Origin of the sequence: Collinsella aerofaciens (assembly GCF_005845035.1) — a bacterium.
Taxonomy (GTDB): domain Bacteria; phylum Actinomycetota; class Coriobacteriia; order Coriobacteriales; family Coriobacteriaceae; genus Collinsella; species Collinsella aerofaciens_I.
Map to the genome: position 1 here is coordinate 12659 of NZ_SPFO01000023.1, position 18860 is coordinate 31518.

Consider the following 18860-nt stretch of genomic DNA (forward strand, 5'->3'; position numbering starts at 1 on the left):
GCGGGACCGTTTAGCGGTGCAGCTGCCGACTGGGCAGGCTGAGCTGGTATCCTTATGCGGTAATGTCTCGATTCGTTAGGATTGCATGTGAGAGCTTCCGCTGTCCTTCGTTCAGTTATATATCGCACCTTGGCCGTCGCGCTTGCCGTGCTCGCCGTACTGAGCACCATCATGCCCGCCCCCGCCTATGCCGCCAATACCGATCAGCAGGTCAAAACGGTCCGCGTTGGTTGGCTTGTCAACAACGAGGGCTTCCAGGACGGCACCCCCGGCGAGCGTCTCTCGGGATGGGGTTACGAGTACCTCCAGACCCTCTCGTACTACACACCCGGCTGGCAGTACGAATACGTCTCCGGCACCTTCGCCGAGCTTATGGACATGCTCGAGGCGGGCGAGATCGACCTCATGCCCAACATCTCCTACTCCGAGGAACGCGCCCAAAAGCTGCTCTTTCCCTCGAACCCCGAGGGCACCGAGCGCTACTACATCTACGCCAAGCCCGATCGCGACGATCTGGCCAAGGGTGACCCCCAAGCGCTCCAAGGCCTTACCATCGGCTGCAACCCCGACGTTATGCAAACCTTCGTTGGCCAGCAGTGGCTCGCCAACGAAGGCATTACCTGCACCTATAAAGAAATCGACACTGGCGGTGCCCTCTTTGACGCACTCGCAAACAACGAGGTCGATGCCATCATCATGAACGACACGACCTCGTCGCCCAGCGCCTCCCCCATGTTCTACATTGGTTCGAGCGACTACTATCTTGCCGTCCCCAAAAGCCGCCCCGACCTGATGGACGACATCAATGCCGCCATGTCGGCAATCGCCCGCGTCAACCCACGCTATATCGACGAAGTCAAATCTAACTACTCGGCCCAAAACAGCGGTTCATCATCGCTCAACGGCCCCGAATGTTCCTGGCTCAAAGCAAACAACAACACCATCACGCTCGGCTACATTACGGGCAAACTCCCCTACTGCAACGAAGGCGAAGACGGCGAAATGGAAGGCTCGCTCGCATCGCTTGCGACGACGCTACACGATAAATTTGGCATTACGGTCAAAACCGTCCCCTTTGATAGCTACAAGATGATGTCAAAGGCCCTGTCAAAGGGAAGCATAGACGTTGCGCTGCCGGTATACCGAGATTACTGGTTTGCCGAGCAAACAGGCGTTGTGCAGTCGGTATCGTTGGGGACCATGTCCCTCACCGCCATCCACACCGGCAGCAACCTGAACAAAGACCTTCAGAACATCGCCTGTACCAAATCGTCGTTTGTCAACAAAAATGCACTTGAAAGTCTGTTCCCCACAGCGACCGTAACCGAATACCAATCCGACGATGAAGCGTTCGACGCCCTTAGGAAGGGAACGGCGCGCTGCATCGTCGCTCCCAGTTCACGCGTAAAAACCATCGGTGACCGTTACGATCTCGAGGACTGCGAGACAACCGAGCTCCCTGACACCTGTGAGCTCTCGTGCTGGATTTCGCGCGGAAAACCCGAGCTGTTGGGAATCATCAACAAGGGCATCATCAATGCCGGAGAATCGCTCTCCGCAAGCAATTTCTCCTCCACGTCGTACACGGCCCAGGAATCCAACACGCTTCAATTCCTTTATCGCAACCGCACCGCCATTGCAGCTACCCTCATCGGTATGTTGTCGGTCGGCATCGTCCTGCTCATCTGGGCGCTCGTGCGCGCTCGAACCGAGCGCAAAAAAGCCGATGCTGCCAACGCCGCTAAGACGGCATTCCTCACGCGCATGAGCCACGACATCCGCACGCCGCTCAACGGCATCCTAGGCCTTATCGAGATCGAGGAATTGAAGGAAGGCGATATGCAAGTCGCCCGCGAGAGCCGTACCAAGGCGCGCGTTGCCGCCAATCACCTGCTCTCGCTGATCAACGACATCCTCGAGATGGGCAAAATCGAAGACCGCAAGCTAACGCTGGAACATGCGCCTTTTAACCTCAAAGAGCTCTGTGACGATGCACTGGTGCTGTGCAAGCTCCGCGCGTCCGGTAACGGCATCACAATGCAGAACAATAGCCTGCCGTACGCCACGGGGCCATACATGATCGGCAGTCCCACCCATATCCGACGGATCATAATCAACCTGCTAGACAACAGCATTAAGTACAACAAGCACGGCGGCTCCGTCACCTTTAGCTCACAGACCAAGCCACTCGATAACGGGCGCGCGCTCTTTTGCTTTAGCGTTTCGGACACCGGCATTGGCATGGCTCCCGAGTTTTTAAAGCATATCTATGAGCCGTTTGCCCAGGAAGGTGACGATGCGCGCAGCAAGTTCCAGGGAACCGGCATGGGCATGCCAATCGTCAAGTCACTTATTGAACTGATGGGCGGCACGATTGAGATTTCGAGTGAGGTTGGCGTGGGGAGTACGTTCAACGTCCAGATTCCGCTCGATATCGACAAGAACCCTCAGGCAGGAGAACGTGCGGACGGCCAGGCAAACAGCTGCTCGCTTGCCGGCATGAACGTCCTTTTGGCAGAAGATAACGAGCTCAATGCCGAGATTGCCCAGGCTCTGCTCGAAAGCGAGGGCATCGTCGTAACTCACGCCGCCGACGGCAACGAAACGGTCGACCTATACGTTGGCCGTCCCGCCGGCAGCTTCGATGCGATCCTGATGGACATCATGATGCCGGGCATGGACGGCTATGAGGCAACCCGCGCGATTCGCCTGAGCAAGAAGGCCGATGCAGCCGATATCCCCATCATCGCGCTCACCGCCAATGCCTTTGCCGAGGACGCCAAGGCGGCACACGACGCCGGCATGAACGCCCATCTGTCCAAACCGCTCGACTTTAACAAGCTCAAAAACATACTCGCCCGCATCAAGAAAAACGGACCCGTTTCGCTATAGTTTGTGCTCAACCACCACGCACGACCAGAAAGGAAACCAACGATGTTTAGGCCCTTACGTCGAAAGAAACGCGCCATCACTGACGAGGAAGCGCGCGAACTGCTCGCTACCTGCAAGCGCGGCGTCTTTGCCGTCAACGGCGACGATGGCTACCCGTACGCCATTCCCGTCAACTACTTCTTTGACACCGAGCACGACAAGATTTATTTCCATGGCGCCAAAGCCGGCCACAAGGTCGACGCACTCAAGCGCGATGACAAGGTCTGCTTTACCGTTTACGGCAACGAGTGGCACAAGGACGGTGACTGGGCTCCCTACGTTATGAGTACCGTGGTCTTTGGCCGCTGTCGCCTGGCAAATGACACTCCCGCGTTTATCGAGGATAAAGTCCGCCAGCTCGCGCTTAAGTACTACCCTTCTGCCGAGGAAGTCGAAGAGGAAATCGCCAAGGACATTAAGGGCGTCCAGCTCTACGAGATTACGATTGAACATCTTTGCGGTAAGCAGATTCAGGAAAAGTAAGCCCCTCAGCAGGCCTCATCAATAACAATATGGCCCGATTCCAACCAACATTGGAACCGGGCCATATGCCTATAAAGCGTCGGCAGCCATGTGCGCAAGCGCCTCAACGAGCTCCTGCGAACTCACGGGTTTACTCAGGTGCGCGTTCATGCCCGCCTCGCGCGAAAGCCTGCGATCGTCGGCAAAGGCGTTGGCGCTCACGGCGATAATCGGCGTGGTCGCGGCATCCTCACGATCGAGTGCTCGAATCCGACGCGTGGCCTCAAGGCCATCGATGCCCGGCATCATGATGTCCATCAACACCACGTCGTACTCGTGCGGCGCGCTCGCGGCAAACGCCTCAACGGCAGACTCGCCATCCTTAGCATGCGTCACGACGGCACCGGCACGGCTGAGTGTAAACTGCGCGATCTCGGCATTCAGATCGTTATCCTCTACGAGCAAAACACGCAAGCCCTGGAGCGCATCGCCATCGCCCGCATCCGCGCGCACTGCCTGAGGAATCTCAGAGCGTTTGCATTTCTCGAACGGCAGGCGGATGGTAAACGTCGTCCCCTGCCCCAAGACGCTCGTAAAACTCATGGTTCCGCCCATAAGCTCGACCAACTGTTTTGCGATAGGCGCGCCCAGGCCAGTTCCCGATGAGGCACCTTCCACCTGTTGCTCCTCGCGGCAAAACGGCTCGTAGAGGTGCTGTTGGAACTCCTCACTCATGCCAATACCGTTGTCGGCGATCGTGTATTCATAGACGGGGACGCCATCCGCTGGCTCCACCTCGCGGCACACCAGGCGAACATAGCCGCCCTGGCGGTTGTACTTGACGGCATTGCCGGCAATATTGAGCAACAAGCGCTTGAGGTGCGTCACGCTCACCCGCGCATAGGGATGATTAAGCGTCTGCTGGTCGCAGATAATTGTCACCAGACGCTCCTCGGCCTGGCGCTCCAGAATATCGCGCACCTCGTGGTTGAGGGTCACCAAGTTTGTGGGAACAAGCTCCAAATCGACCTGCCCGCTCTCCAGGCGACTCATATCCAGGGCCTCGTTGGCAAGGTCGAGCAGCAGTCCCGATGCCGTCCAGATCTTTGAGCGGCACTCGGTCTGTTTTTGCAGATCGTCCGCATTGGCATCGCCGACCTCAACCATACCGCGAATGCCGTTGATGGGCGTGCGCAGATCGTGGCTCATGCGACGCAAAAACTCCGTCTTTGCCGAGTTGGCAGACGAGGCCTCACGCGCTGCCTTTGCCAGTTTGTCGCCATAGTCGCGCTCCTGCTGCAGCAAGTCCGTCAAACGTCGACGATCAGCGCGGCGACGCACCATCACAACAACGGCTATAACACCGCTGTAGAGCACCAGCACGCCGGCAGCAACAGCCGCGACGACCTCAAAGTAGCGCCGCGCCGAGGCATAGGTGTACACGTAGAACCCGCGCGCTTTTCCAAATGTGCCCAAATACCACTCGCCGCTGGCGTTGACCAGTCGGACTTTGCCGGGCAGGCATCGATCCTTAATACCGTCGACAATAAAGACATCCGTTGCAGGCAGATTGAATACGCCCAATATGGTGGGTTCAACGGCATTGGTCGCAACGACCTTGCCATCGCTTTCGATCACGATATTGCCGCTGTCGATGGTCTCATAACCACCGAGCAGGCTCTGCAGTTTGAGCGTATTGCTTGCAACTGCCTTCGCGCTCTGATGCCTGACCGCGATAACGATGCCCTCGCCATCTTGCCGGGTCACGCAACCAATGTCTGCAACCGAATCATCCGAAAGCGTAATGCGGGCGGTATAGGACTTAAGCGGATGGGCTGCCACCTCCAGCACGGGTGCTTCCTTGAGATACGCAGCGAGCGAATCGTAGCCCACGCCATCCGTCGAGGACTCGGACACCAAATTGCCCGATGCGTCCGTCACGATCAGTGCGCTCACGTTGAACTGGTCGGCATATTGCTCCAGCATGGCGTTATCCACCGAACCGTCGCGCTCCATATCGCGCGCTGTCTCTCCTGCGATCTCCATAACGCGAATCAGGTTTTTGGTCGTATAGGCGCTATTGAACGCATCGTATGAAAGGCTCTGCGTCGCCACGTAATCGACAACGTCGGCAAAGCGCTGCTCGGCTTGGGCCGTCGTGTAACCGTAGCTCATCATGCCAGCAACAACCGAGAGCGCTATCCCCAGCAGAGCGACAAGGAGCCATGCCCCTGTCGAACGATTGCCCCGCTCCTGAGCGGCGTGGTCGGGCGCATCGATCATGACAGGCCCTCCATATTCAAAAATGGCGAAGGGTCATCAAAGTACTTTGACACCAGACGTTCCATGGTGCCATCGGCAAGCATTTCTTGGTAGGCACGGGTGAGTTTAACGTCGATGCCGCGCGTATCATTGATATCGAAAGCGGTGCCCAAACCAACCTCTAGCAGCGGCTCATCCAAAATGCGATACGTCACACCATAGTCTTTTTCGTAGGTGAGCAGCGAGGACTCATGCGCGGCGATGACGTCGACCAGACCTTCGACGAGCGCCGGGTTCAGGTATGAGCGGTCCGAAAAGCAGTAGAGCTCTTTGATCTGCGGAACGTTTTCATTTGTACGATTGAGCAAAATGCCCTCGGGCTTGGTGGTGGACTGGACCGCCACGACCTTATCCTCAAGATCGGCAAGCGTGTAGATATCGCTCTGGGGATCGACCGCGACCACCTGGCGGCTCGCAAGGTACGGGCCGGCCCAACGATACTCGTTTTCGCGACCCGTCATGCTAAAGCTGCCCATGACGCAATCGAGCTCGCCGCTCGCCAGTAGCTCGTTCTTCTTTTCCCAATCGATCAGCTGGTATTTTGGCTTGTAGCCAATGCGAGCCAAAGCCTCGGTCAATATCTCGACATCCAGGCCAACGATATCGCCGTACTCGTCGGTATACACAAACGGTGGATAGAGGTCGCTGCCGACGTTGAGCGTCTTGAGGTCGTCGTCTTTGGCTTGCGAGGCGTCCAGACCTTCTGATGCAGACGTCGAGGCTCCGCCATTCGACCCGGAGCAGCCGGCTATCGCTACGACAAAGGAGCTTGCCACTGCAAGCGCAACAAACAACGATATGGCAACCGAGCGGCGAGGTCTTTTCATCGAGCTCCAGACGATCCTGTTTACAGACTGAAATGGTTAAAAATAATAGCAAATGAAACCATTCGAACGCCCAATGGTTACAGACGCCTTACCATGTGGGGCCTTCCAGTCGCCCCGGCAGAAGGCCCCGCATGCAGCGCATTCTTACCGTGCATTAAAAACGTAGCGGTCCAGGCGGTCGCACGCTTCCCTTACGCGCGAAAGCGGCAGCGCCAGATTCACGCGAATGTGGCAAGGCCCGTGGAACGGGCGGCCGTCCTGATATCCCACGCCCACGCGCGCTCCCTCGTCGAGCAGCCACTGGATATCGCGGCCATGCTCGCGGCACCACTCGGTGCAGTCCAGAAACACCATGTACGTGCCCTGCGGACGTGAATAGGACACGCCCTCAAAATGCTCGTCCGCGTAATCGCAGAAGTAGTCGATATTGCCGGCAAGCACCTGGTTGAGCTCGTCCACCCACTCGTAGCCTTGCGGCTGGTAGGCGCCGATAAGCGCGTGCATGGAGAGGACGTTCATCTCGTTGTAGTGAGTCTTGTTGGACACGGCGCACACGCGGTCGCGCAGCGTCTCGTTGTAGATGATGTGATAGCTGCCGACCAAGCCCGCCAGGTTAAACGTCTTGCTCGGCGCATAGAGGGCAACCGTGCGCATGCGGGCATCCTCGCTCACCGACTGCGTCGGGATATGCTTGTGCCCCGGCAGGATGATATCGGACCAAATCTCGTCCGAGATCACCACGCAATCGTGCTGGCGATAAATGTCCATGGCGCGCTCAATCTCGTCACGCCCCCACACGCGGCCGCAGGGATTGTGCGGTGAGCAGAACACCGCGGCATGAATGTGGTTTTGGGCAAGCTTGTGCTCCATGTCCTCAAAGTCCATGCGCCACACGCCCTGGTCGTCGAGCTTAAGCGGGCTGTGGACAATGCGATAGCCCGCGGCTTCGATGGACTTGGTAAAACCAATGTAGGTAGGGCTATGGACCAGCACCGCATCACCCGGCTGGACATACGCGCACAGCGTCGACACGACACCGCCCAGCACGCCGTTTTCGTAGCCGATGTGCTCAGGCGTCAAGCCCTCAACGCCGTTGCGGCGACGCTGCCATTCGATGATGCGGTCGAAGTACTCGGCGCACGGGTTAAAGTAGCCAAACATGGGATGTTGAGCGCGCTGAATGATGTGCTCCTGGACCGTGGGCACCGTGGCAAAATTCATGTCGGCCACCCACATGGGAATGCGGTCGAAGCCCTCGTCGGGTGCGTTCGGAGCCATACCGGGGATCTCGCCCCAGGAGTCAACGGCGATGGAGTCCATGCCGTGGCGGTCGATAAGCGAGCTAAAGTCGTATTTCATGCTGAGCCCCCGTGCAAAGTGATTGTTTTGGTAGGCGTTATTGTCCACCAGCGTGGGCGGTTTTGGCATGGGGTTTGGCGCTTAATTTGACGGGTGCGGACGAATGGCAGGTTAGTCTTGCGCGTCGTTGACGGCGACTACGGTAAGCTGGGTTTCGTCGACCGTAAACGATATGTCGAGCCCGGCGAAGGCCAGATGATAGGCGCGGTTTGGCTCGTGCTTGCTGCCTGCGCGGCGCGGATCTTGGCGAAGGACCTCGACCAGGCCGGGGAGCTTTGCAGGCGGGACCATATCCTGCAGCGCCTGCGGGAACTCGACGTCGAGCTCTTGCCACGGCGCGTCTTCAATCCAGCCGCCCGTCGCATCCGGGTGACAGTCGGCAAATGGAATGTAGGGCTTAATGTCGTAGATAGGCGTGCCGTCGCGCAGATCGGCCCCCAGCACATGGATGATGGGGCCATCGTCGGTGAGCTCAACGCGATCGAGCTTGACGCAGGTAAGACCGATGGGATTAGGGCGAAACGGACTGCGCGTGGCAAACACGCCCACACGCTCGGCTCCGCCCAGACGCGGCGGGCGCACGGTCTTCGACCATTTTGCGCTGGTGCCGGACCTGTCCTGCGACTTGGCATCGGCAGCTATGTCCTTAGCCGTGCCGCCGGGCGTTCCGTTTTCGAAGCGCCACAACAGCCATAGGTGAGAGAAGGAGTCCAGGCCCTCAACCGCTGCATTGGAGGCAAATTCCGGCTCAAAGACAATGCGTCCCTGCAGATGAGGCGCCAAAAAGCTGTTGCGCGGAATGCCGAACTTCTGCGGCAGATCGGTATGTATGTGTGCGATAGGTTCCATGCCGGTCATTGTACGGCATGAAGACGTGAGGCGTTGTGCGCAATTCATTGTCGCGGTCCCCCATCGTGCAACCAACGGTTGCTTGGAAGAGAGCCGGCAGCTGCGTATGCTTAAGCCATCAACCAGCAGAAAGGAGCCGCTATGGCCTTTGCAGAAAAGCTCATTGCCATCCGTCGCGCCCATCACCTTACCCAAGAGCAGCTCGCCGCCAAGCTCTTCGTCACACGCCAAGCCGTCAGCCGCTGGGAGCGCGGCGAGGTCACACCGGGCATCGACATGATGAAGCTCATCGCCGCCGTAACCGGAGAACCGCTGTCCCACCTGCTCGAAATGCCCGAGCACTATTGCCAGAGCTGCGGCATGATACTCACGCCCGACGACTGCGGCACCGATGCCACGGGCACCGCGACCGACCATTACTGCAAGTGGTGCTACGACCACGGCAAGTACACCTACGACACCACCATGGAGGCAATGATCGAGGATTGTGCCCCGCGGCTGGCACAAAACACCGGCATGTCGCTCGACGAAGCCGTCTCGCTCATGGGTGCCGTGCTGCCGCAACTGGAACGCTGGCGTACCGTGCAGAAAAACGAGGAGCGCTACGGTGCCGAGGCTCGGGCGCGCTATGGCGATAAGGCTATCGATGCAGCAAACGAAACGTTACTGGACATGGATCCTCAAACATGGAACGACATGAAAGAACTTGAACGCGCCATTCTGGGTCAGCTCTCGATTGCCATGAGTGACGGCGATGTGGACGGAAACGAGGCCCGCAAGCTTGTCGCGATGCATCGTCGCTGGATTGCTCTCAACTGGGGACGCGAGCCCCAAGACGAGGCATACCTGGGGCTCGCCCGCGGCTACCTCGCCGACCAGCGCTTCATCGACTACTACGACAAGCCCTGCGGCACCGGAGCCACGGCGTTTCTGGTCCAGGCCATCGAGTCGTCTCTGGCCCGCGCATAGACCGCGGCGGCTTTGGGTATTTCAATCAAAACCTCAACCGATTGGAGACCTATGGCTACTAATCATGAGCTCGAGCTGTACGTTATGACCGGCTGCCCGTATTGCATAAAGGTCAAGCGCTTCCTGGCCGATAACGGCGTGACCATCCCCGAGCGCAATATCTCGACCGATACCGAAGCCGAGCAGACGCTCATCGCCGTCGGCGGAAAGCGCCAGGTTCCCTGCCTGTTCATCAACGGCAAACCACTCTACGAATCGAGTGACATCATCGCGTGGGTCCAGAAGAACCTGCTCTAACACTCGCGTTGCGACCGGCTCGCCCCAACCTATACGACCCAAACATGTACGCCAGCATCCAAAGTCGACCATTTCCGACATCTTTGGATGCTGGCGTACAGCTTTTGGGTAGCCATGGACGCTCTTAGCCGGCTAATTGTTTGAGGCGACCTTTGGATTATGGCTGTTTGACGCCTCTGGAAAGGTTTCCGAGAGGGCTGTGGTCAAAAAAGGCCAAATATGAGTACTGCTACCTGTTTAGTAGCAGCGATTTTGATCACTTCAGGAACTATTCAACGTTCCACTCGTCCGCAGACGACGTTATTTCTCCTCATATGTTCAATAAAAGTAGCTCCTAATGGGAACAAATCTCATCAGGAGCTACTATTTATAGCAAAATAAATGCAACAATAATGGCAACAGTACTCATATTTGCCCTTTTTTGACCACGACCCTCCAGAATAGTCGCTGAGAACGACACTAAATGACAAAATCCGACACTTGGACGTTCTTATATGAGTAGCCATTGAAGGACACCTAACGACTACTCCCATTCGCGACACACTGTGTCGCGAATTAAGCTGGTCCCATTACCGAAGACCAGTGAGAGTTCCTGCCCAGAATCTCGATAACTTAATAAAGCGCTCCCCTCCGGAAGTTCAATGAGCATCCAAATTCCAAGCTGAAAAGCAAAGGAGTAGCGAAGCCGTCAATGCTCATTTCCTATCGAACAGGCGGGTCAAAACAAGCTAATTAGCCCGATAAACTGCTTGTATTTTTGTCTACAAAATTGTATACAAAAAGAGAATCCGAGAACCGGCGCTCGACATTATGTCGATCGATAGGAGGCGCTATGGACGCTAAGCAGCTCGAAAAGATGATGGGGTTTGCTCCCGGAGAGTTGGAGAAAGCCGCGGAGGCATACGAAAAAGATGAGTGGCCGAAGGGCCGCACCATCAAGCTGGGAAGGCCGTCGATCTCCGATGAGCCAAGCGCTGTTTTATCGGCACGTGTGGGTGAATCGGTTCTTGAAGCGTTTGACGAGAAGGCAAAGCGCCATGGGCAAACACGCACAGAGCGACTCAGGGAGCTCATCACGCTCGATGCAATGATTGCCTAGTCCCCCGCCGACCCAAACATGTACGTCAGCATCCAAAGTCGACATTTTTCGACATCTTTGGATGCTGACGTACAGCTTTTTGTGGCTAGTCATTGGGGACGTTCTTAAATGACTAGTCGTTAAAGAACGTCCCCAACGACCAACTAGCCGTGGAAGCGAGCTATGGGCGCAAGTGGCTGCTCGCGAAAGACGCGCTCGACGGCGGCGCGATATTCGTCGACCTTTTTAGTCTTGCGTACGAGCTTGTGAACGGTAGCGGGGTCGGCGAAAGCGCACTTGGCGTAGAACCACCACTCCTTCATACGAAAGACCGCGTTACCGCCAATCTCTTCTGCATAGGCCGCAAACAGCGTGTCGTGGAAGCGCTGCAGCTCAGCAGCCGTGGCAGCAGGGCCGCCCTTGACCATGCGAGCCAGCGCGGGGTTCGCGAGGAGGCCGCGCCCCAGCATTACATGGCGCGTGCCGGGATAGGCCTCCACCAGCGCATCCATATCCTCAAGATCAAAAATGTCACCGTTATAGGCGACCGGAAACGGCGCACGCTCTAGCGTTTCGCCATAGAACTCCTTGCGCGGCGAGCCCGTATAGCGGTCCTTTTGCACGCGCGGGTGCACAATCAGCTCTGCCAGCGGCATGCGGCAATACAGATCGAGCACGCGCTCGTATTCGTCGTCGCTCTCCAGCCCCAGCCTGGTCTTTACCGATACCGGCAACGGCGACCGCTCGCACACATCACTCAAGAACACCTCGAGCTCGTCGAGATTGCGCAAGAAACCCGAACCCTTGCCCTTGGCGACAACCGTCCCCGAGGGGCAACCCAGGTTGAGATTGACCTCGCGGTAGCCCATGTCGGCGAGCACCTGTGCCGCCCATACAAACTCGTCCGCGTTCTTGGACATGAGCTGGGGCACCACGTTGAGCCCCTGGTTGTTGGCAGAATCGATCTCCTTAAACGCCTTGCCGCCAAAGCGGTTTCCCACCCGCGGCGGCGGCAAGAACGGCGTGTAATAGCAATCGAGCGCACCGAAGCACTCCGCATGCACGCGACGGAACACATGCCCGGTAATCCCCTCCATGGGGGCAAGCGAAAGAATCATCTACTCTTCTCTCATATCAACGGATGCGACAAAGGAACCGCCCCCTTGTTACATGCATTATGCCTTGTGCTCCAGATGATTCACAAGGCAGAGGCAGCAGCTTGACGATAATCACCCTTCCATCCGGCGCCTCATGCAACGAAGGTGAATGGTTTTCCGCGAAGTGAACGAGTGAAATCGGACCCTCGATGCATCGACACTTTTGGAAGGCCAATTCCTGCGGTTTTATCACTCAAATCCTGCGGTTTTAGCGTCGAAAAATGTGGGTGCTTCAGGGGTCCAAATTAGGTCGTTCACTTCGCGGGAAACCATTCACCTTCGATTTGCTGTTTGTGGGCATCGGCAGCGGCTTCATGCTCCAAAAGACGACGTTCGCGATCAAACGATCACCAACAGCACGCTGTTGACCGCTATGTATGAACAACAGACACCCTCCACTCATCTATACTCAAGAGCGTGTGCACATCGCCCCCGAAAACGATGAGAGTCGAGGCCCCATGCAGCAGCTCACCGAACAAGAAAAGAAACGCATCCAGCGCTACTGCACATACCCCAAGATCGCAGCGACCGCACTCGTCATGTCGTTCGTGGCATGCCTGTTGATGTTGCCGCTCCAAATGATCAACGATATCGCGTTCCACCAAAAAGAATTCCAACCCGCGGGCATATATACCGCCATCGCACTCACCGCAATCGAACTCGCCATCTTTTGCTATTGCGCTCTTGCGCCGCGCTTTGGAATGCAGGGCAAACAGTGGAAGGAGTTGCAGAGCAGGCTTGCGGTAGCCCAAACTAACAAAGACCGCTCCGCGGAGGTCGCCGGTGTGCTTGCCACGCAAGCTGCCGGCCGCCTGCTCAAGAACAGCGATAACGATCTCGCGCGCAACCTGGGCGGTGCCGCCGAGGTCGCCAGCGCCGTGGGGGCAGTCGCCACGGCGGCAGACGTGCTGGCCGAGACCTCGAGCAATGCCGAGGCCATGGCAAACGCATACGGCGTGACGATTCCAAGCGTCAAGAAGCAGATTATGGCTCTCGCGGTGTTGCCCGTCATTGTGCTGCTTGGCGTCTACATCCCGCAGTTTGTCCAGGGAAATAACGAGCTTCAGGCAAGAAAGGCTGCGGCCGCCGAGCAGCTCGCCATCGCGCAAGATGCCTTGGAGCCCGTGTGCGAACGCGTCGCGGCAGACGACCCATACGAGTCGTATCACGACTACGGCTATCGCATTATCGGCTATCTGCGCGATAATGACCTTGGCGCTCAGGCAGCCTATGTCTACCTTTCTTTCGATACAGATGGCATGCTCACGGACGTCGATTACACCAGTCAGATCGACCCCGAGGCAAGCCTTGCAGACAGCCTCGCCCGCGCCGAGCAGGATATCGCGACGCTCTGCGCCCCGCTCAACGGGTTGGATATTTCCGTTGCCACGCCGGGCCTCCTCACGCCATGCAGCCTTTCGGATGAATTTAAACAGGCATTTTTAGCCGGATCCTTATACGAGGAGATCAGCATCAAGACAGAGGACGAATCCATCAAGTCGTACTACGCCTTTGACACCGAGCCCAAGGAAGAGTTCGACGAATACACCCATCCGGAAATTAGGCTCATGCTCTCTGCAAAGAAGAGCTAGAAGCGTACGTTCTGATTTCTGCTCGCAAACGCCGTCTATATCTCGAGGTCTAATACTTTTCCGAGAAGTGAACGACCGTTTTTGGACCCCCCGAAGCATCGACATTTTCTGACGCCAAAACCGCAGGATTCAACGATCAAAACCGCAGGAAATTGCATCTCGAAAGTGTCGATGCTTCGGGGGTCCATTTTCACTCGTTCACTTCCCGGGAAAAGCATTAGACCTCGATTTACAAGCCACTCAATGTGACAAAGGGCACCGACGTTAGCCGATGCCCCAAAGCGGCTGCAGGTTAAGCCCTACAGCGTATGTCTAAGACGAATCAGACTATTCGTCCCAGGAGAGGTTCTTACCAGTCTTTTTTGCCAGCAGCAAGAACAGGCCGATAATAACGTTGCATGCGATGCAGAAGATGAAGACGCCCTGGAAGGAGCCGACAAGCTCATAGACCTTCATCATAACGGGCATGCCAAAGGCGCCGACGATATAGCCCACGGAGCAGATCAGCGCGAAGATGCGACCGAAATCGCGGGAGCCAAAGACATCCATAACCAAAACGGTCAGGGCAGTGCCAGCGATGACGTACATTACGTCGTTCACGCCTGCTGCGAGGATGCTGAGCGTCGAGTTGCCGCTGCTCATCATGAGCATGACAAAGGAGAGGATGGAGACAGCGAGCCAGCCCAGAATGGCCTTCGTGCTGCCAAACTTATCGCAAGTGGTGCCGACGATCGGATTGAGGAACAGATCGAAGAGCGATGCAGCGGATACCATGAAGCCGCCAACCATGGGGCTAAAACCAACCTCGGAAGCATACGTCGGGAAGAGCTGGTTCATGCAGCAAGTGAGCTGAACGAGGCAGAGGAAGCCGATGCAGAAGAAGAAGGCAGGCGACTTAATGGCGCGCGCATAGCTGACGCCACGCGTGCTATCCTCGGTCTCGGCGACCGTCTCGCCCTCGACGTAGCCATAGGGCAGCATGCCCTTGTCCTGAGGCTTATAGCGGATAATCAGGACGGAAGCGGGGAGAATGAGCACGGCGGAGACGCCAGCGAGCACCAGATAACCAGTCCTCCAGCCAGCGGCCTCGATGACAGAGGTGATGACGGGGCTCATGATGAGCATGTAAATCGAGTTCACTGCCCAAGCGAGACCAATTGCCAGGCCACCAGATTTTTTGAACCACTGGTCAATAACGTCGGACATGGCGACGCCGGTGGTGAAGGCGAAGCAAATGCCAATCAGGGCGCCAGCGGCGATGAACATCCAAACTTCGGTGTAGAAAGCCATGCCTGCGCCGGCGGCGAGCAGAATAAGCTCGACGACGGGGAGCCAAACCTTGCCAACAACCTTGGGGATGAGTTTTCCGACAAACGGAAGCGCCGCCGCAAGACCGATGAGCGTCGCGGTGAAGTAATACGAGAAGATTGAATAGTCAAACCCGAACTCCTCGCACACGGGCGCGACGAAGGAGCCGGCGATTACGCTATAGGATCCGGTCGTACCAGCAGACATGAGGCCAAGCGCGATTACGAGAACCCATGCGTAGACCTTGCTGCTCTTTAACTTTGCATTTTCCATTGATACAACTCCTAGAGACCCAGAAGGGCACACATAACGGCCTTGATGGTGTGCTGACGGTTCTCTGCCTCACGGAAGATGACCGAAGCGTTGGCCTCAAAGCACTCGTCGGCAATCTCGAAACCCTCGGTGATGATCTCGCGATGAAGGTCGTTCTTGCACTGGTCGAGGAGCATCTTGCCAACACGGTGATCTGCGTTGTGGACAGAGGGAAGCTCATGCATGCAGAAGATATCGGGATTGTTGGTGCGCTTGCACAGCTCGCTGGTGACGCGATAGGGGTACAGAGACTCGGCATCGCCCAGCCAGGAGTTGTAGTCGTCGGGATCCAGAACCTCTTCGCCGCACTCGGGGTTGATGTAGCGCCACTCCTCGGTAACGATAACGTCAACGCCATCCAGGGCATCAAGGTCAGAGGTGATGGTAAAGGTCCTATTGGGAGCGTACTTGGCGTAGCAGGCCTCCACCTCTTCGATCATTTCCTTGCACATCTGATGACGGAGGTCGTCGGGGCCGATGGCGAGGAAGTCCATGTCGAGCATAGCGCACAGACGGCCATACCACACCGGGGCGCCGGCGCAATTGCCAACGAAAGCCATCTTCTTGCCGCGGCTCGTACGCAGACCGCCCCATTGCTCTTCCATCGTAAGAGCGTCAGCGAGCATCTGAGTCGGGTGATCGCCGAGAGTAAGGGCATTGATGACCGGGATGTCAACCAGGTCGGCGACGTCATAGAGGAACTGCTCGTCCTTCTGTGCGCGGTAGACGATGAGATCGTACATGCCGTTAAAGACGCGCATGGCATCCTTGACGGTCTCGCAGTCACCCATGTGGGAGTTGGTCAGATAAGTGAAGCCCATGCCCAAATCATTGCAGGAGGTCTCGAATGCGCAACGAGTACGGGTCGAGCCCCACTCAAAGTTGGCGAGGACGTTTTTGCCGGGGAAGTAGCGCTGGTCGACACCAGACTTCTTCTGAGCCTTAAGGTTCCAGGCAAGATCGATGAGATAGCGGAAATCCTCGGAGGAGAGATCATGGATGTTGATGTAGTCGCGACCGCGGAGGCTGTTGTTCATGCCTATTTCCTTTCCATTTAGCGATAGATGAATGTCGAATGTGTCCCCGAGGGAAACACGGATATCCCTCGGGGAGCAGTAAGTGTGGCGCCTAAATCAGACAGTGCAGGCTCAAAGGCTCGCTAGCAGCTGGCTGCCACGTCCTTGGTCCAGCAGTGCACGCCGCCGCCGGACAGGTTAAGCGCGAGAGAGTCAATCATGATGACTTTGCGATCGGGGAAGCAGCTCTCAAGAACGGCTTTGGCCTGCTCGTCCTTCTCCTTCACGACTTCGTTCATGCCCTCGTGGTAATAACGCTGACCAAGAACGACGCCATTGCAGATGAGGAAGTTGCAGTAGCTCGCTGCTGCGTAGAAGTGAACGGGGCCCTCGGGCCAGGGGGTGCCATCCATAAACTTGCCGCCCATTTCGTCGATGAAGCCCTTATAGAGCTCGTAATCCTCATCGCCAGGGGCGATAACAACTTCAATCGGCTCGGCAGTTGGCATACGAACGATCTCGAAGGGCTTGCCCTCCCAGTCCGTTTCGTTGCTCAGGATCTCGTAGGCCGCCTCAATGCGGCGACGAGACTCTGCGCCAGCCTTGCTCGAGGCTGCCTCCTCATCGGACACCTCGGCAAGAAGAATCTTGTTCGGAGTGATAAAGCGACACATCTCATCAATGTGAGCAGCAAAGCTCATGCCAAAGACGGGAGTTCCGTCTTCCTTCTCGTCGAGGATGCCCAGTCGATAGTCGTCGTCCTCGAGCATAGGCTGCGGAAGCCAGATAACCTTGTTGAGGTTGTAGATGCGCTTATACTCGGCCTCTACTTCCTCTTTCGTGAACTCGGGATTACGCTTGCGACATTCCGTGTCCTCGATGGCGATCAGAGTGCCGTGACCGTCAAACTCGCGGTCGCCGCCCTCCGAAACCATTTCGGAATTGACGATATCGAAGCAACCGAGCGCAACCGCCATGTGAACGGCTGCCTTACGTGCGGACTGGCACTCCGGGGAGTTCTTGTCCCACACGCCGTAATAAGTCCAAGCGGGGTTGACCATATAAGAATGGCCCTTGTCGTCGACCATGATGCTGGGACCGTTGTCGCGGACATAGAAGTTGGAGTCTTCGAACTGCGTGATCTCGATGCGATCGAGATCAACCCCCTCCTCCTTCAGACGCGAGCAAGCCTCCTCATAGGAGCCGGGGGTGCCGCAATTGAGGTTGACCGTAACGTCGCCATACTCGAGCAGAGCCTTGATCACGTCAACGCAGGGCTGACGGTTATCGTAACCCTCTGCACGGATGTAATCGGGAAGCCATGTCACATAGACGTTGGAGCGCTTCTCGAACTCGCCCGGCATACGATAGTTCTCGTACATGGTTGGTCCTTCCGTCGGGTTTCCCGCGATGCTGTCCGGCCGCGACAATAGCGGGGTTTCACCTGCTATAGTACTACTCTACCTACCGTTCGGTAGATAGTTTTGAATAGTTGCCGCTCGCCTACTGATACATACCGTTCACCGTATATAGTGGTCATGTTTGGACACGAATTGATGTTCCGTTGCCATCCTTAATAATGTTGGTAGTGCGGAAGTGATTTGCAATGGAGAAATGCAGCGTGAGCACAAGAAAAAAAATATTGGACGCAATGTACGATCTTGTGGCAGAAGTCGGTTATGACAAAGCGTCTATCGGAAAGATTTGCGACGTTGTCGGTATATCCAAGCCGTCGGTGTACTACTACTTTCCCTCTAAAGAGGAGATTTTCACTACGCTCTTGGACAGCATGTTTCCGACCATCGACTATCAACGCGACTACTCGCTAATAGTCGATAGAGACGGGTTCAAGGCCGCGCTTATCAAGCTCGGCAATTCAGTTATAGGTGGCTATCGAAGCGATGAAAAGCGCCGGCGCGTGCTGACCGAGGTTAGCGTTCAAGCAAATCGAATTCCTGCAGTTCGGGAACGTCAAGCGACGGCGACCAAACGAACCATGGATGCGCTTAAAGACATCCTTCTTCATGGTGTAGAGATTGGCGCGTTTTCCGATAGTGCCGACGTGATGCTCTACGTACAAATTCTATATACCATTCTGGAGGGAGCGAGCAATACGGTCGCTCAAGATGAGGATATTGATGAAAAAGCGGTTTGGGCGGGAATAGTCGAGCTTATGTTCAAATAGACCAGCCAAGCTGAAGCGCATGTTGGCACCCATGGTGCCTGCGGGCAACCTTTAAAACGAAAACAGGGGTCGACTCCAGTCTGGCTTGGAGTCGATCCCTGTTGCGTGGCAATCTATGCTGTTAGCGCCGGGCGATTTTAGCCGCTAATAGTCAAACTATTTTGACCAATCCCGGTCACCGAATAATGGCCACCGT

The 18860-nt window shown here is 56.5% G+C and carries 15 protein-coding genes; 7 read left to right on the plus strand and 8 right to left on the minus strand.

What is annotated here, in order from left to right; all coding sequences use genetic code 11:
* The first annotated feature begins 87 nt into the window (after positions 1–87).
* Both FGQ67_RS08955 and FGQ67_RS08960 read left to right on the plus strand, forming a co-directional pair.
* Positions 88–2892, plus strand: coding sequence for an ATP-binding protein (locus FGQ67_RS08955; RefSeq protein WP_171025284.1), 2805 nt, complete (start codon positions 88–90; stop codon positions 2890–2892).
* Between the two features lie 42 nt (positions 2893–2934).
* Positions 2935–3414: a pyridoxamine 5'-phosphate oxidase family protein gene (locus FGQ67_RS08960; RefSeq protein WP_138341501.1), complete on the plus strand. Its 480-nt coding sequence runs from the start codon at positions 2935–2937 to the stop codon at positions 3412–3414.
* A 69-nt stretch (positions 3415–3483) separates the two neighbouring features.
* Here FGQ67_RS08960 and FGQ67_RS08965 read toward each other — a convergent pair whose 3' ends face one another.
* The 4 genes from FGQ67_RS08965 to tsaA all read right to left on the minus strand — a co-directional run bounded on the left by FGQ67_RS08965 (position 3484) and on the right by tsaA (position 8750).
* Complete coding sequence (locus tag FGQ67_RS08965) at positions 3484–5676, minus strand: hybrid sensor histidine kinase/response regulator (RefSeq protein WP_138341502.1); 2193 nt, start codon at positions 5674–5676, stop codon at positions 3484–3486.
* Entirely contained in the window at positions 5673–6542 is an 870-nt protein-coding gene (locus tag FGQ67_RS08970; protein ID WP_138341504.1) for a substrate-binding periplasmic protein, read from the minus strand. The genes FGQ67_RS08965 and FGQ67_RS08970 overlap by 4 nt, the downstream gene beginning before the upstream one ends.
* 144 nt (positions 6543–6686) lie before the next feature.
* Complete coding sequence (locus tag FGQ67_RS08975; RefSeq protein ID WP_138341522.1) at positions 6687–7901, minus strand: MalY/PatB family protein; 1215 nt, start codon at positions 7899–7901, stop codon at positions 6687–6689.
* A 111-nt stretch (positions 7902–8012) separates the two neighbouring features.
* Complete coding sequence (gene tsaA / locus FGQ67_RS08980; RefSeq protein WP_249934441.1) at positions 8013–8750, minus strand: tRNA (N6-threonylcarbamoyladenosine(37)-N6)-methyltransferase TrmO; 738 nt, start codon at positions 8748–8750, stop codon at positions 8013–8015.
* A 141-nt stretch (positions 8751–8891) separates the two neighbouring features.
* Here tsaA and FGQ67_RS10130 point away from each other — a divergent pair, with 141 nt between their 5' ends.
* The 3 genes from FGQ67_RS10130 to FGQ67_RS08995 all read left to right on the plus strand — a co-directional run bounded on the left by FGQ67_RS10130 (position 8892) and on the right by FGQ67_RS08995 (position 11115).
* On the plus strand, positions 8892–9719 hold the full coding sequence (locus FGQ67_RS10130; protein ID WP_171025285.1) for a TipAS antibiotic-recognition domain-containing protein: 828 nt from the start codon (positions 8892–8894) through the stop codon (positions 9717–9719).
* A gap of 51 nt (positions 9720–9770) precedes the next feature.
* Entirely contained in the window at positions 9771–10016 is a 246-nt protein-coding gene (locus FGQ67_RS08990) for a glutaredoxin family protein (protein WP_138341508.1), read from the plus strand.
* A gap of 832 nt (positions 10017–10848) precedes the next feature.
* Positions 10849–11115 carry a ribbon-helix-helix protein, CopG family gene (locus FGQ67_RS08995; RefSeq protein WP_138341510.1) on the plus strand — a complete coding sequence of 89 codons (267 nt, stop codon included), beginning with the start codon at positions 10849–10851 and terminating at the stop codon, positions 11113–11115.
* 143 nt (positions 11116–11258) lie between these two features.
* Here FGQ67_RS08995 and FGQ67_RS09000 read toward each other — a convergent pair whose 3' ends face one another.
* The gene (locus FGQ67_RS09000; RefSeq protein ID WP_138341512.1) at positions 11259–12212 is read right to left on the minus strand and encodes a tRNA dihydrouridine synthase; all 954 of its coding nucleotides are present in this window, start codon (positions 12210–12212) and stop codon (positions 11259–11261) included.
* Positions 12213–12709: 497 nt separating this feature from the next.
* On the opposite strand from FGQ67_RS09000, the gene FGQ67_RS09005 reads away from it, so the two are divergent.
* Positions 12710–13843: a hypothetical protein gene (locus FGQ67_RS09005; RefSeq protein ID WP_171025286.1), complete on the plus strand. Its 1134-nt coding sequence runs from the start codon at positions 12710–12712 to the stop codon at positions 13841–13843.
* Between the two features lie 327 nt (positions 13844–14170).
* Here the strand turns inward: FGQ67_RS09005 and FGQ67_RS09010 are convergent, their stop codons facing one another.
* From FGQ67_RS09010 to FGQ67_RS09020, 3 genes are all read right to left on the minus strand, one after another.
* On the minus strand, positions 14171–15424 hold the full coding sequence (locus tag FGQ67_RS09010; RefSeq protein ID WP_138341518.1) for an MFS transporter: 1254 nt from the start codon (positions 15422–15424) through the stop codon (positions 14171–14173).
* An 11-nt stretch (positions 15425–15435) separates the two neighbouring features.
* Positions 15436–16500: an ornithine carbamoyltransferase gene (locus FGQ67_RS09015; protein ID WP_006234575.1), complete on the minus strand. Its 1065-nt coding sequence runs from the start codon at positions 16498–16500 to the stop codon at positions 15436–15438.
* 122 nt (positions 16501–16622) lie between these two features.
* The gene (locus FGQ67_RS09020; protein WP_117770477.1) at positions 16623–17861 is read right to left on the minus strand and encodes an agmatine deiminase family protein; all 1239 of its coding nucleotides are present in this window, start codon (positions 17859–17861) and stop codon (positions 16623–16625) included.
* Positions 17862–18085: 224 nt separating this feature from the next.
* Between FGQ67_RS09020 and FGQ67_RS09025 the strand changes: the two genes are divergently transcribed.
* The gene (locus FGQ67_RS09025) at positions 18086–18664 is read left to right on the plus strand and encodes a TetR/AcrR family transcriptional regulator (protein WP_138341520.1); all 579 of its coding nucleotides are present in this window, start codon (positions 18086–18088) and stop codon (positions 18662–18664) included.
* Positions 18665–18860 lie beyond the last annotated feature (196 nt).

Excerpts from the sequence above, each read along its gene's own strand:
- FGQ67_RS08960 (WP_138341501.1), top strand. The coding sequence starts at position 2,935 with ATGTTTAGGCCCTTACGTCGAAAGAAACGCGCCATCACTGACGAGGAA.
- FGQ67_RS08965 (WP_138341502.1), bottom strand. The coding sequence starts at position 5,676 with ATGATCGATGCGCCCGACCACGCCGCTCAGGAGCGGGGCAATCGTTCG.
- FGQ67_RS08970 (WP_138341504.1), bottom strand. The coding sequence starts at position 6,542 with ATGAAAAGACCTCGCCGCTCGGTTGCCATATCGTTGTTTGTTGCGCTT.
- FGQ67_RS08975 (WP_138341522.1), bottom strand. The coding sequence starts at position 7,901 with ATGAAATACGACTTTAGCTCGCTTATCGACCGCCACGGCATGGACTCC.
- tsaA (WP_249934441.1), bottom strand. The coding sequence starts at position 8,750 with ATGGAACCTATCGCACACATACATACCGATCTGCCGCAGAAGTTCGGC.
- FGQ67_RS10130 (WP_171025285.1), top strand. The coding sequence starts at position 8,892 with ATGGCCTTTGCAGAAAAGCTCATTGCCATCCGTCGCGCCCATCACCTT.
- FGQ67_RS08990 (WP_138341508.1), top strand. The coding sequence starts at position 9,771 with ATGGCTACTAATCATGAGCTCGAGCTGTACGTTATGACCGGCTGCCCG.
- FGQ67_RS08995 (WP_138341510.1), top strand. The coding sequence starts at position 10,849 with ATGGACGCTAAGCAGCTCGAAAAGATGATGGGGTTTGCTCCCGGAGAG.
- FGQ67_RS09000 (WP_138341512.1), bottom strand. The coding sequence starts at position 12,212 with ATGATTCTTTCGCTTGCCCCCATGGAGGGGATTACCGGGCATGTGTTC.
- FGQ67_RS09005 (WP_171025286.1), top strand. The coding sequence starts at position 12,710 with ATGCAGCAGCTCACCGAACAAGAAAAGAAACGCATCCAGCGCTACTGC.
- FGQ67_RS09010 (WP_138341518.1), bottom strand. The coding sequence starts at position 15,424 with ATGGAAAATGCAAAGTTAAAGAGCAGCAAGGTCTACGCATGGGTTCTC.
- FGQ67_RS09015 (WP_006234575.1), bottom strand. The coding sequence starts at position 16,500 with ATGAACAACAGCCTCCGCGGTCGCGACTACATCAACATCCATGATCTC.
- FGQ67_RS09020 (WP_117770477.1), bottom strand. The coding sequence starts at position 17,861 with ATGTACGAGAACTATCGTATGCCGGGCGAGTTCGAGAAGCGCTCCAAC.
- FGQ67_RS09025 (WP_138341520.1), top strand. The coding sequence starts at position 18,086 with ATGGAGAAATGCAGCGTGAGCACAAGAAAAAAAATATTGGACGCAATG.